The organism is Enterococcus sp. 9E7_DIV0242 (assembly GCF_002140975.2).
GTDB classification, from domain to species: Bacteria; Bacillota; Bacilli; order Lactobacillales; family Enterococcaceae; genus Enterococcus_L; species Enterococcus_L clewellii.
In genome coordinates, this window is sequence record NZ_CP147247.1 from 1,532,543 (window position 1) to 1,544,846 (window position 12,304).

Consider the following 12,304-nt stretch of genomic DNA (forward strand, 5'->3'; position numbering starts at 1 on the left):
GACCCACTCACTATTGTCAATGAAGCAGCATGGTTCTATTTATATTTTTCTTCCAATGTCGTTTCTTTGACCTTCTCTTGCACCTCTTTCGCCGACATAACATTGCGAATGCCAATGACTGTGATTCCTTTTTCTTTCACTGCATCAAACATATTCAGGAAATTCATTGGTGTAAAAACAACATCATATTGTGCTGCAGAGCTCTTTCCTTCTGCAATCGAGCAATGATGGATTTTTGTAATCTTGAAGCCCATTTCCGTCAATCCTTTTTCCACACTTCTCATCATCATTAAGCTTGTTCCAGATCCATTTGCACAAGATACTAATACTCTCATTATAAATTCCTCCTAAAATTTTTTTTTATCTACTCAATCAAGCAGCCATTTTTTTCACATATTCATCATAGTCATCAACAATCAAGAAATACCCTTCTGGATTTGCCCGATATTGCAACTGTGGGATGGCAAGAAAGGCAATCACAACAACTGCGATTCCCGCGTAACCTAAGAATTTCATGATGACTGTTGCTAGCGGCCAAACTGTCGCCCAGTCGAACATACCTAGGTAACCACCATATTGCGCCAAGCCCACAAAGGACGCAATCAATGCAGAGCCTATAACCTGAATAATTCCTGAAAGGAACGGGAAGATACATGCCGCTTTCACCCCACCCCGATTATTCGCAAACAAGGCAATCGCTGCATTATCAAAGAACAATGGGATAAATCCGGCAATGACGATAACAGGCGATTTAAATAGAATCAGCAAGCCAATCGTCAGAAATTGTCCCAGTGCACCGAACAAGAAACCAATAGTTACGGCATTTGATGAACCAAAGGCTAAAGAAGCAGAAACATCGATCCCTGGTACAGCACCAGGAAGTAATGTATTAGAAATCCCTTGGAAAGATGCCGTCAGCTCATCCACGAATGTCCGTACACCAAGCTGAAGAATAGCCAGATAAACCGCAAAATAAAGTGAGGTTTGTAGAATATAGAAGAAGAAGCTCTGTCCCTCTACCATAAATTCTGCACTGATCAGATAATCCTGTCCTAAAACAAGCATGATGATCCCAAAGAAGAACAGCATGAGAATTGAAGTGGAAACCATGTTCTCATTAAAGATCGATAAGAAGCCCGGAAAATTAAGGTCTTCGATTCGCTTGTTATTTTTTCCTTTTTTCATCTTTTCCGCTAAACGAGCGAAGATATAGATTCCGAACATTTGCTGATGGGCAATCGCAAAACCTGCGCCCTCAGTCAGCTCCTGTGTGATGCCAACGGTAAGATTTGACCCTACTGCCCAATAACAACCAAGAATAAGTCCCATGATCAATAGAATCTCTACACGACCTAAGTCTGGAAAACAAAACAGTAACAACCAGAACGCTGTTGCAGCCTGTTGAATCTGAACATTTCCAGTTGTGAAAACAGCGCGTAGCTTCGTGTATTTCTTGAAGCGAACCAATAAGATATTCATGACAAAAGCAATCAAAAGTAAAATCATCGTGTCACTGAACGTCCGACCAAATGTTTCTTCGATCCCAGCGGTCACCGCATTCTGACCAAAATAGGGATCAATTACCATCGCATCCAAATCAAAGCGTTCTTTTAGACCCACTAGAATGGGACGGAAATTGTTGACCAGTCCACCGGAACCCACACTCAGAATCAAATAACCAACCGTTGCTTTTAAGAAACCCGCAACACTTTCATAAAATGGTTTTTTTAGCAGCATATAGCCCAATAACACAATAAATCCAATCAAAAATGCCGGCTGCGTTAAGATATTCGCAGCAAAATAATCCCAGATACCTAATAAAAAATCTAAAAGCTGATCCATTTTACCCCTTCTTTCTTATAAATGATATTTCCCCATAACGTCCTTATAATCGGCCATTGTTTCAATTGCTGACAAATCCTCGATTAGCCCGTCTATCATCAGCATTTCAGAGAGATTGGCAATATTCTGCATATGTTCTTCGCCATTTTTCGCAGCTAAAGTAAAGAATAGCTTAGCGTTTTTCTCCGGATTCCCTTCTTCAAAAACAACCTCCTCTGGCATCTTGGTAAAGGCAATCCCAGTTCCAAATACTCCCTCACTTTTTTCAGAGGAATGGGGCATAGCCACTCCCGGAACAATCACGATGTATGGACCGAACTCCTTCACACAAGAAATGATTTCATCCACATAGGTTTGGTTGATGATCTTTTTTTCTAAAAAATTTTCGCAGCTTATTCTGATTGCATCTTCCCAATTTTCCGGTACTCTGTCACTAAAGCGAATCAAATCATTTTCATAAAAATAACTCAGCATTGTGAATCCCCTTCCATTTTTTAGTAAAAATCAAATTGATACTGGAACAAAAGCAGCAACATCCATAAAATTTGATTTCGTTCCTTATTTTCGAGAGTTGAGACAGCTAAAACCAACCTTCATCTTAGCTGTCCTCTCGATTTTTAGTTTCTCACACTATTTCCACCACTTTCTCTCCTATAAAAATGAAGGAAACGGCGTATCATTCTCTACCGTAAAGACATCATCAAACCCTCTGTAGAAGTTGAATTCCAGCTTGTCTTTATCGTTCGGATAAGTGAATTTTCCACCAACCTGCCAGATAAACGGCTTGAATTGATAGTTCAAACGATCCTTTTTGAATTTCCAAATCTCAGTGATTTCTTTCGGATCAGCCATGAAGTTTGCCCAAATATCGTAATGTACCGGAATAACAACCTTTGCATTTAATGATTCTGCCATTCTCAACATATCCACAGAGGTTACCTTGTCTGTAATCCCGCGAGGATTTTCTCCATAGGCACCTAGACAGACATCAATCGTGTGCTCATTGCCATGTTTGGCGAACATATTTGAGTAATGAGAATCTCCTGCGTGATAGATATTGCCGCCAGATGTTTCAAACAGATAATTCACTGCGATTTCGTCCATATCTTGAGGCATTTTTCCTCTCAATGTCACGTCTGGATCTTCACAGGTAACTAATGCTGTTCGATCGAACGCTTCTAATGCAACAAGCTCGATATCTTTTACAGCCACTCGATCCCCCGGGCGAACGATCACCGTTTTCTCTTCTGGAATCCCCCATTTCAGCCAAGTGTTGACTACTTCTTTCGGTCCGATAAACCGTGCATCCGGGCAATTCTGATGCACAGCGGCTGCCGTGTTGATATCCAAATGATCGGAATGAATATGTGTGACAACCAGTGCGTCAACATCCTTTACTGCAAAAGGATCGATCACAAAAGGCTGTGTCCGCAAATTCGGCTGCATGTTTTCACAACCACTCATGCGCATCATCTGATGTCCTTTTTTCATCTTGCCATTGCCGTGGCTTTGCTTTCCTGTGCCGCACCATAAATCACAAAGAATATTGGTTCCTTCATGAGATTTCAGCCAGATACCTGTACAGCCCAGCCACCACATAGCTACTGTCCCTTGCTGCACTTCTTCGTGTTCGATTTCTTCATTTAAATAAGTTCCCCATTCTGGAAAAGTACTTAAAATCCAGCTCTCTTTTGTTACATCATGAATCGTTGCCATATGCTACCTCCATTATTTTGATTCTATTCAGATTTCGTTTACATTTTTATTCTACAATAAAATAAACCGTTTTCAATCTATTTTTACGATCATCAGAACTTTTTACGATCGTTTATATATTTTTAAGTCTTTTTATCGATCGTTTAACTATTAAGAATATATTTTAAGATTGTTTTATGCTATTATTACCTGTGAGGTGAGGGAAATGAAAAAAATATTCTGGACAAGTATTTATAGTGGAAAAAAACTGATGCTGTGGTGTGTTTATTTGATTTTTGTTCTATATATTGTAAAATTAGTCATTACAACAGAACAAACTGGAGCAAAGCTTATTTTTGCAGTCATTGGAGCAATTGTTGTAAGTGTTGTTTTACTCTTTGAATATCTGAAAAGAAAATACGATCATATGATCTATTCATTAGCAATGGACTGTTCCATTCCACAAGCCGAAGCGTTGAAGCAACAGTTGATAGAAAAGGATATTTTCCATGGTTTTAGACGCTCTATTTACATTTTCGATGCGTTACTGCTGTTGGATAAAGGGGATTATCAAGGCTGTCTGAACCATTTGGCTGCTCACGAAGCATTTTTCCGATCCACCTATGATTATTTATTTATCTATTATCATACACAGCTTCATTGCTATTACTTCCTAAACCAGCACGAACAGGCAGAGCAAGTGCTACCTGCCCTTCTTAAGCTAAAACAGCTGAAAAAGAAACAGCTTAGCGGACTCTATTCTTGGGAGGAGATCGAGGGAATCAAATTTTATTTACAAGGAAGAAATAAAAAAAGTGTTGAAGCATTTGAAAGAGTCGATACCACCCTTTTGAATAATCGAGAACAGGCGTATCTCTTTTACATGATGGGGCGTAGTCAGCTTGCTGCCGGACATCTAGCTGAGGGAAATCGATTGATAAAAGAAGCGCGGTTAATCGGAACCACATTGCATATAAAAACTGTTGGGGCATAAGGAGAGAAAAACTATGAAAAGTTCGTATAAAATGATTCAAGATAGGCGTGAACAGATCATTGATTTATTGAAGGAAAAATTGACTGTTTCGGTTAAAGAAATCAGCGAAGCTCTGCAAGTATCTGAAATTACTATTCGACGTGATCTAACCGCTTTGGAAAAGATGGGCTTGATCCTCAGAGAGCATGGCAAAGCACAAATTATCCAAAAAGAAAACGGCGAAATTTACAACAAAGAGCTGGAAGCCTTGAAATGTCTAATCGCACAACGAGCAGCGGCCTTCGTTAAAGAAGGGGATACTCTCTTTATTAATACAAGCTCCACTGCTCTATCAGCAATAAAAAAACTGGAGGAAAAGCGAGTGACGATTGTCACCAATAATGTAAAGGTAGCAAGTATCGATCATCACCCAAATTCTACGGTTATCTTGTCTGGCGGCGAGATTCGCTTTCCTAAAGAAGCTCTTGTTGGTGATATCGCGATTGAATCCTTTTCTAAGATGTCATCGGATATTTCAATCATCGGCTGCTCTGGGTTAAGTCTTGAGAATGGTATCACCACACCCGTATTACACGAAGCTAAAATCAATTCATTAATTATTGAACGAACCAAAGGTCCTGTCGTTGTTGTTGCAGACTATCGAAAAATAGGCTTTTCTTCAAATTTCACCAGCGGCAATATCAAGGATATCGACTATCTGATCACCGACAGCTTTGCACCACCTGAAGCCATCAAGTCCTTTGAAAAAGCCGGTGTTCATGTCATTCAAATTGAAATTTAGTAGCTAAAACAGACGTAAGAAATAAAGAGGGCAACTTTTCACCTTTTTATTCCTTGCGTCTTTTAGATTGCGCTATACTCAATTCTGCCATATTCTGATACCCAAGCTGTCAAACTTCCTGTATACTAGACAGAAAAAAACAGCCGATTACTCCATAATAAGCTGTTCTTGAAGGGATTGATTTTATTATGACGATTCATTTGGCACTCGCCAATCAGGCAGACGTAGATGAACTAGATCAGCTATACGATACAACAATCGACTATTTAAATCAGCACACCAATCACCCCGGTTGGAAAAAGAACCTCTATCCGGTTAGAGAAACTGCCATTACCGGTATCAAGGAAAAAAATCTTTATATTGTCCGAAAAGATGAGCAAATCATAGGAACAATCATTCTTAACCATCATCCTGAACCAGCCTATGACCAAGCAACTTGGGCGATTGAAGCAACGAGTAAAGAAATATTGGTAGTCCATACGTTTGTCGTGCATCCAGATTTTTCCAATCAAGGAATCGGTGAACAAATGTTATTGGCTGCTTGTGAGCTTGCTAAAGATAAAAAAATGAAGGCGATTCGCTTAGATGTGTATAGACGGAATGAGCCTGCCATACGACTCTACGAAAGATGCGGCTTCCACTACGTCGACACGGTGGATCTAGGTCTTAGCGAACATGGTTTGGACCGTTTTAAACTCTATGAAAGAGTCCTTTGAATAAAAAAGAACTGCTGTGTCATTTCCGGATATACTTTCCAGAATGTCGCAACAGTTCTTTATTTTATCTAATTAAGAAGGCTATTTTGCAGTTGCCTTCTTTTCTTTTTTGATTTGCTTGCTTCTTAACTGCCCGCAAGCAGCATCGATATCCGTACCATGCTCCCGACGTATCACACAGTTGATCCCATTTTTCTTCAAGACATCGTAGAATTTCAACACATCGGCCTTTGAGCTGCGACTGTACTGATCATGTTCACTAACCGGATTGTATGGAATCAAATTGACATAAGTCAGCTTCTTCTTGTTTTTCAAAAGATCCGCTAACTGCTGAGCATGCTCCGGACGGTCATTGACCTCTTTCAACATGATATATTCAAACGTAATCCGTCGATTGGTTTTTTCTATATAATTATCAACTGCCGCCATCAATTTTTCAATTGGGAAGCTGCGATTGATTCGCATGATCGATGTTCTGACTTCATTATTTGGTGCATGGAGTGAAATGGCCAGATTGACCTGTAAACCGTTTTCTGCAAACTCATTGATTTTCGGCACTAAACCGCTTGTTGATACAGTAATATGACGGGCACCGATTGCCAGGCCTTTCGCATCATTGATGACATGTAAAAAGCCCATCAAATTATCATAGTTGTCAAACGGCTCACCGATTCCCATAACAACCACATGACTCACACGTTCATCTTCCTGACGTTCATCAAAATAATGCTGAACCTCCATGATTTGAGCAACGATTTCTCCGGCAGTCAAATCACGTTGTTTTGTCAGTAACCCACTGGCACAGAAGGTACAGCCAATATTACAGCCGACCTGTGTTGTCACACAAACAGATAGTCCGTATTCCTGACGCATCAGCACAGTTTCGATCATGTTCTTATCGGGAAGCTCAAAAAGATACTTTACTGTTCCATCCTGTGATTCTTGAATAATCACTTGCTTTAATGGGTTGATGATGAAGTTTTCTTCTAATACCGTGATCAGCTGTTTTGATAGGTTGGTCATTTCGCTGAAGCTGCGAACGCGCTGAATATACAGCCATTCCCATACCTGTGTCGCACGGAATTTCTTTTCACCATGTTCAATAAACCAGTTGATCAATTCTTCCTTAGTAAATCCATAGATGGAGATCTTTTCCACTTATTTTCCTCTTTTCCTCAAGACATTCGTTTCATTACTATAACGCATTCTCTTTGCCAATGCAACAAGAGTCAGATTAAATTTTCATAGAGTTTTCATGGAAAGAAAAAGATCAGAACAATCCTCCAAAAGAAAATTGTTCTGATCTATCTACTCGAAAAATCATCTAGTTACTATCTAGTATTATAGGATATATAGTCTGGTTAAGCCTGAACCATTTGATAAACCTTTTTGAAGTAAAAGATTCTGGCAATCAAATAGTACACCACCTGAATCAGGATAAATGCTCCTAAGACTTGCCAGCCTGCCAGCTGCATCGTCTGATTGAAGATGTGGTACATAGCACTCAAAGCAACGATTCCATGAATCACTGAAACAATGATTGGTGTAAAGAAAAGAATCCCTACTTGCTGATTGATCATTTTCTTCAATTCTTTCTTGGTTAGGCCCAATTTATAAATCATTTTGAACTTCTCTATATCGACATCCATGTCACTGTACAAGCGGAAATACAGGAAGCTGCCAGCAGAAACGAAGAAGACAATACCGATGAAGACACCGACAAACAGAATTGGTTTATAGCTATCTATAATAGATTGTGCCATGTAGGTTTTCCCTGTGAACTGATACTTGCCATCTTGCGTTTTACCCAGCGCAATCATTTCCTCACGTGAAATATCCTTTGGCTCCCAAACCGTACCAACAGTGTAGGTTGTTCCATCAAGATTCATTTCATCAGGCACAACTACCGCTGTACCAAAGAGAGAGAGCACCTTCTCTTTTTCAGCTCTGGCAACTGGCAGTGTTTGCTGATCAGGAAGGACAACCTGATTTATGTTTCCAGCATCACCAGCACCACTGAACTGTGTATCGAAAATCAACTGAACCGCTTGCCCATTCGTTTGGATCGATGGTTGTTCCGCTATTTGAGCCAGACGATTGTATTCACTTTCTTTAATATAGCTCACTTGATTTTGATCCGTATAAATTTTATAGTCGCCTCGCTCTGTCTGAACCCCTTTTTGGTCTAATAAATCAGAGAATTCACTGAGTATTGGTGCAACCTCAGCTTCCTCTCCCGACAATTGAAACTCATACGGCATACTATCTGTCGATTCAAGAATCATTTGTTGGAAGCTGTAAAGTGTGCCAATTGCCGCAAAGGCTACAGTCGAAATGATCGACACTAAAAAGAAAGAACGTGCATTGTCCTTCATCCGAAACGCTAAATCGGAAAAGACCACCATATTGGTTTTTTTCCAAAATATCTTTTGACTGCTTTTCAGTTTCTCGATGCTCCAAACACTTAACTGATTGAATAAGAATCTCGTTCCTACAACGACTAAAAAGATAACGGGAATCATCACGATCGGTACCAATTGCCCCGGTACCAATAAAGCTATTCCATAGCCTCCGCCAATCAAAAGAATGGCCAACACACCTTTAACAAATGATCCCTTGAGCGACCCTTTTCCCATGTCTCCGGCCTTCAATAACGTTTGCAGACTAAGTTTTGGCAAACGGAACTGTATAAAGAAAGAGATAGCGAAAAAAAGTAGCGCAAACGAGACGATTGTAATGATCAATGCCTGTAGCGGAAAGTAAAAGGCCAGATTGACATGAATCAGCTTGTTGCTGACAAACAAGATAAACTGAGAGAAGAAGATTCCGGCAATACTACCAACAAATGTTGCGAAAAAGCCGATCACTAAGTTCTCAATAAACACCATTCGTTTTAGCTGCTTGGGACTCATTCCTTGAATCATCAATAGCCCAAATTCTTTTTTTCTCGATTGAATAAACACATCCATCGAATAAAGAACAAAGAAGAAGGAAAAGCCGTAAATGATGATTGCAGCTGCGAGCATCCCTTTTTGGGCGCTGGCATTCAATCCATCCGATAATGCCGGGTGGAAGGCAAACCCTGTAAAGGTAAAGAACACCATAACCGAAAACAAGGTGCTGAGGAAATAGGCCATGTAGAGTCGCTTATTCCTCATCGTATTTCGAATAACAAACTGTCTAAAATTCATTGCCGACACCTTCAATCTCCGCCAGATTCACCATGATTTCATCGTAAAACTGTTTTTGACCATTTAACTGTCTGATCTCCTTGACCAGTTGTCCGTCCTTGATGAACACGATGCGTTGGCAATAGCTTGCTGCAAGAGGATCATGAGTCACCATTAAAATCGTAGCTCGTTCCCCTCTGTTTAACTGCTGTAAAAGACCCATAACATCTTTAGACGACTTTGTATCCAGATTTCCTGTCGGTTCATCCGCTAAAAGCAATTGGGGTTGATGAATCATCGCTCGGGCAACTGCCACCCGTTGTGCCTGTCCACCAGAGATTTCAGCAATTCTCTTTTTCAGTAAAGATTCAATCCCTAATCGTCCGGAAAGATCGTTTAATTTACGCTTCATCACTGAAATTTTTTCCCCATCCAGCGTCAAAGGTAAAATGATATTTTCTTCTACTGTCAACGTCGGCATTAAATTAAAGTTCTGAAATACAAAGCCCAGTTCTCTTCTTCGAAACTTTGCGATCGCTTCCTGATCCATCTTGTGAGGGTTCTTGTCATTCAATACAATTTCTCCTGATGTCGGCTGATCGATCGTAGCCACGAGGTTCAAGAATGTACTTTTCCCACTTCCGGAAGGCCCCATAATTCCGATAAATTCACCATCATTCACTGTAAGGTTAAGACCTTTTAAGGCCTGATATTTAATTTCATCCCCATAGGTCTTTGATAAATTTTCAATTTTAAGCATTAATCTCCACTCCATTTCTTTTCTCCTATATTCTAAAAGAAAGAAACGAGCTGGACAATTGATACAGATAACAGCTGACTTACATTTTTGTCATGTTCCTACTCTTTATAGCTTGAATAGAGGCATGCTTGGTCAAGATACTAGTACGAATCCTTTTTACTCACTCAATCCCAACGTTTTTCATAGTCAAATGTGTAGCCTAGCTCATTAAGAATTTCTATCCCATTATTCAGCTCTACTGTTCTTGATAACTGATTTAGTTGGAGGTGTTTCATTGAAAAAGAAATAATTTCCATAATAAAACGCGGTTGATTTAAATTGATGACTACAGGCTCACCCATATAAATCCCAGGAACCCCTCTATTGAATGGACAATACCCATGATCCCAATTACCCGTTCGAAAATTGATGAGCAATTTTCCTTGTTTATCAGCACTTTTAATAATAAGAGCAGAATCATTCTGATAGTCATAATCATCAAACGAATATTTCCACAGATATGCTTTACCATCCACAACTATTTTGCGAAATGTTGCCATAAATAAGCTCCTCCCTATCTTTTTTAGTGTATTTGGTCTGTTAATTCCTGCCATAACTAATTATTTACCCTAAAAAAGAACTTAAGCTGTAAACACATGCCCAAGTCCTTTTTTCAGTCTATTCAGATTCAATGTTTCCAGAAATTCTCAGAGACAGACCTGCGCTATGCCTCATATTCAATAACATAAGGATGCATTGCAGTGTTATAAAGAGCCTCTGAAAATTCGACCACTTGATTCTTTTTACCAAACGAACGACGGATTCGCTTCATAGCCATTTTCTCAGTCGTATCCAATAAAGCTTGTTGTTCCGCTGTTAATTCAACAATCTGAAAACTGTCTTCAAATCGGAAAATCTCAATACTATGTTGATCAAGAATTCGATACAAAGAGTCCTTGCTAAATTTTTCAATGGATACATCGGAAAGCTCTTTTGGAAGAAAATAATTAAAATAGATATAGGGACGATCATCCAGTAAATACAGCCTTGAAAACTTCACTGCTTCTGCTCCGAGACAGTCATATGCAGCAGAGTCTTTCGGCAAATCAATCAGCTCCAATTGGAGACTCTTTTTGACGATATCAAGCCCTGATTCATGCAGATACTCTGTAAATGTACCTGCTTTGGAAATTTTGTTGTATGGGCGGTCACTCAGCACAGTGGTCCCTTTTCCGCTCTTTTTTTCCAACAGCTCTTCGTCTGCCAATATTTCTATAGCACGACGAATGGTAATTTTACTGACGCCGAAAAGCTCCTCAAGCTCTGATTCTGTCGGCAATAAAGATCCTACCGGATATTTTCCACTTAAAATATCCGCTTTAATCTGCTCGGCCACATCCATATACAATACACTTTTTCTTCTCATCTTCTTCCACCTCAATTTTTACTTGATCAACAAAGCTATTGCTAGTTATCAATACTTCATTGAAAATCTATACTCCCCTTAAAACGTGCTTTCTCAAATTACTTTCCTCTATTCAAGCAAAAATCAATGCTTCAATACTTAATGTTCCATCACAGTTAACCCATCAATGACCTTTTCTTTTTTCCAGCCGCTTCTGCCGCTTCTTTTCAAAAATATCCTGCTTCTTCTCTTGTTTTTGGTTCCTAGTCGTATGCTTTCGTTCTTGCTTTAACGCTTCTCGCTGCTCTGCAATTGCAAGCTGTGCCTTTGTTGACAACAACGGTTTGTTTTTCTGTTTTTGAAGCAGGCGTTGCATTCGCTTCGGGTTGATTGTTGTTCGTTCTTTTTCTTCACCCTTGATCTCGCTATGCCAATCTGTCTCCATAATCTCCGGCAAGCGCTCACAAATGAAACGCTCAACATCCTGATCCTTCGGTTTACTGCCGAACACATGACGATGCACACGCAGCCGCCCTTCTGCATCTTGATACTCTACCAAACCACTCCAATACTGCCCATCAAAATAAATCGTTAATTCCATTGTGTACCTCCTCCTTAAAATAGAACAAGAACAATGGACGACCCAGGAGGGAAGGTTACTGACAAATTATGCTTTTGTACTACCAACCAAAACGTGTTTTTATGCCCTTATACTAATCATACAATAAATGAGAAGGATTGCAATTCCGTTAATTCCATTTTCTTCATAAAAAATGAGCAACTAATCTTTTCAATAACCTAAAAGTAAAAAATAGATAACCAAGACCTCTTTGAAAAGCAAATTCCCTGTTATAACAGACATCTAATTCGATCTCATCTACAAATTTTTAATCAACTAAAACACAAAAAAACTGAGTGTCTCATTAGACCCTCAGTCTTTTCTAATTTACATGTATATACTG

General features: G+C 39.5%; 13 protein-coding genes. 3 read left to right on the top strand and 10 right to left on the bottom strand.

Annotated elements, in window-relative coordinates:
* Positions 1-35: 35 nt before the first annotated feature.
* The 4 genes from A5888_RS07160 to ulaG all read right to left on the bottom strand — a co-directional run bounded on the left by A5888_RS07160 (position 36) and on the right by ulaG (position 3,558).
* The gene (locus A5888_RS07160; RefSeq protein WP_086350388.1) at positions 36-335 is read right to left on the bottom strand and encodes a PTS sugar transporter subunit IIB; all 300 of its coding nucleotides are present in this window, start codon (positions 333-335) and stop codon (positions 36-38) included.
* A 37-nt stretch (positions 336-372) separates the two neighbouring features.
* A complete protein-coding gene (locus tag A5888_RS07165) occupies positions 373-1,842 on the bottom strand; it encodes a PTS ascorbate transporter subunit IIC (RefSeq protein ID WP_086350389.1) in 1,470 nt (489 codons plus the stop codon).
* 15 nt (positions 1,843-1,857) lie between these two features.
* Complete coding sequence (locus tag A5888_RS07170; RefSeq protein ID WP_086350390.1) at positions 1,858-2,316, bottom strand: PTS sugar transporter subunit IIA; 459 nt, start codon at positions 2,314-2,316, stop codon at positions 1,858-1,860.
* 177 nt (positions 2,317-2,493) lie between these two features.
* The gene (gene ulaG / locus A5888_RS07175) at positions 2,494-3,558 is read right to left on the bottom strand and encodes an L-ascorbate 6-phosphate lactonase (RefSeq protein WP_086350391.1); all 1,065 of its coding nucleotides are present in this window, start codon (positions 3,556-3,558) and stop codon (positions 2,494-2,496) included.
* 205 nt (positions 3,559-3,763) lie between these two features.
* On the opposite strand from ulaG, the gene A5888_RS07180 reads away from it, so the two are divergent.
* The 3 genes from A5888_RS07180 to A5888_RS07190 all read left to right on the top strand — a co-directional run bounded on the left by A5888_RS07180 (position 3,764) and on the right by A5888_RS07190 (position 6,028).
* Positions 3,764-4,531, top strand: coding sequence for a hypothetical protein (locus tag A5888_RS07180; protein ID WP_339102017.1), 768 nt, complete (start codon positions 3,764-3,766; stop codon positions 4,529-4,531).
* A gap of 13 nt (positions 4,532-4,544) precedes the next feature.
* A complete protein-coding gene (locus tag A5888_RS07185; RefSeq protein ID WP_086350393.1) occupies positions 4,545-5,312 on the top strand; it encodes a DeoR/GlpR family DNA-binding transcription regulator in 768 nt (255 codons plus the stop codon).
* Positions 5,313-5,500: 188 nt separating this feature from the next.
* Positions 5,501-6,028 (top strand): GNAT family N-acetyltransferase, encoded by a 528-nt coding sequence (locus A5888_RS07190; RefSeq protein WP_086350394.1) that lies wholly within the window; start codon positions 5,501-5,503, stop codon positions 6,026-6,028.
* 81 nt (positions 6,029-6,109) lie between these two features.
* On the opposite strand, the gene rlmN is transcribed toward A5888_RS07190, so the two are convergent.
* The 6 genes from rlmN to A5888_RS07220 form a co-directional block, all read right to left on the bottom strand.
* A complete protein-coding gene (gene rlmN, locus A5888_RS07195; RefSeq protein WP_086350395.1) occupies positions 6,110-7,186 on the bottom strand; it encodes a 23S rRNA (adenine(2503)-C(2))-methyltransferase RlmN in 1,077 nt (358 codons plus the stop codon).
* A 203-nt stretch (positions 7,187-7,389) separates the two neighbouring features.
* Positions 7,390-9,219 carry an FtsX-like permease family protein gene (locus A5888_RS07200; protein WP_086350399.1) on the bottom strand — a complete coding sequence of 610 codons (1,830 nt, stop codon included), beginning with the start codon at positions 9,217-9,219 and terminating at the stop codon, positions 7,390-7,392.
* On the bottom strand, positions 9,209-9,958 hold the full coding sequence (locus tag A5888_RS07205) for an ABC transporter ATP-binding protein (RefSeq protein WP_086350400.1): 750 nt from the start codon (positions 9,956-9,958) through the stop codon (positions 9,209-9,211). The genes A5888_RS07200 and A5888_RS07205 overlap by 11 nt, the downstream gene beginning before the upstream one ends.
* A 164-nt stretch (positions 9,959-10,122) precedes the next feature.
* Positions 10,123-10,497, bottom strand: a complete 375-nt coding sequence (locus A5888_RS07210) for a hypothetical protein (RefSeq protein ID WP_339102018.1) — start codon at positions 10,495-10,497, stop codon at positions 10,123-10,125.
* A gap of 164 nt (positions 10,498-10,661) precedes the next feature.
* Entirely contained in the window at positions 10,662-11,363 is a 702-nt protein-coding gene (locus tag A5888_RS07215) for a GntR family transcriptional regulator (protein WP_339102019.1), read from the bottom strand.
* A 163-nt stretch (positions 11,364-11,526) separates the two neighbouring features.
* On the bottom strand, positions 11,527-11,943 hold the full coding sequence (locus A5888_RS07220; protein ID WP_086350397.1) for a YjdF family protein: 417 nt from the start codon (positions 11,941-11,943) through the stop codon (positions 11,527-11,529).
* Positions 11,944-12,304: the final 361 nt, after the last annotated feature.

Coding starts and splice junctions, on each gene's coding strand:
- A5888_RS07180 (WP_339102017.1), top strand. CDS start 3,764: ATGAAAAAAATATTCTGGACAAGTATTTATAGTGGAAAAAAACTGATG.
- A5888_RS07215 (WP_339102019.1), bottom strand. CDS start 11,363: ATGAGAAGAAAAAGTGTATTGTATATGGATGTGGCCGAGCAGATTAAA.
- A5888_RS07160 (WP_086350388.1), bottom strand. CDS start 335: ATGAGAGTATTAGTATCTTGTGCAAATGGATCTGGAACAAGCTTAATG.
- A5888_RS07185 (WP_086350393.1), top strand. CDS start 4,545: ATGAAAAGTTCGTATAAAATGATTCAAGATAGGCGTGAACAGATCATT.
- A5888_RS07205 (WP_086350400.1), bottom strand. CDS start 9,958: ATGCTTAAAATTGAAAATTTATCAAAGACCTATGGGGATGAAATTAAA.
- A5888_RS07170 (WP_086350390.1), bottom strand. CDS start 2,316: ATGCTGAGTTATTTTTATGAAAATGATTTGATTCGCTTTAGTGACAGA.
- A5888_RS07200 (WP_086350399.1), bottom strand. CDS start 9,219: ATGAATTTTAGACAGTTTGTTATTCGAAATACGATGAGGAATAAGCGA.
- A5888_RS07220 (WP_086350397.1), bottom strand. CDS start 11,943: ATGGAATTAACGATTTATTTTGATGGGCAGTATTGGAGTGGTTTGGTA.
- A5888_RS07165 (WP_086350389.1), bottom strand. CDS start 1,842: ATGGATCAGCTTTTAGATTTTTTATTAGGTATCTGGGATTATTTTGCT.
- A5888_RS07210 (WP_339102018.1), bottom strand. CDS start 10,497: ATGGCAACATTTCGCAAAATAGTTGTGGATGGTAAAGCATATCTGTGG.
- ulaG (WP_086350391.1), bottom strand. CDS start 3,558: ATGGCAACGATTCATGATGTAACAAAAGAGAGCTGGATTTTAAGTACT.
- A5888_RS07190 (WP_086350394.1), top strand. CDS start 5,501: ATGACGATTCATTTGGCACTCGCCAATCAGGCAGACGTAGATGAACTA.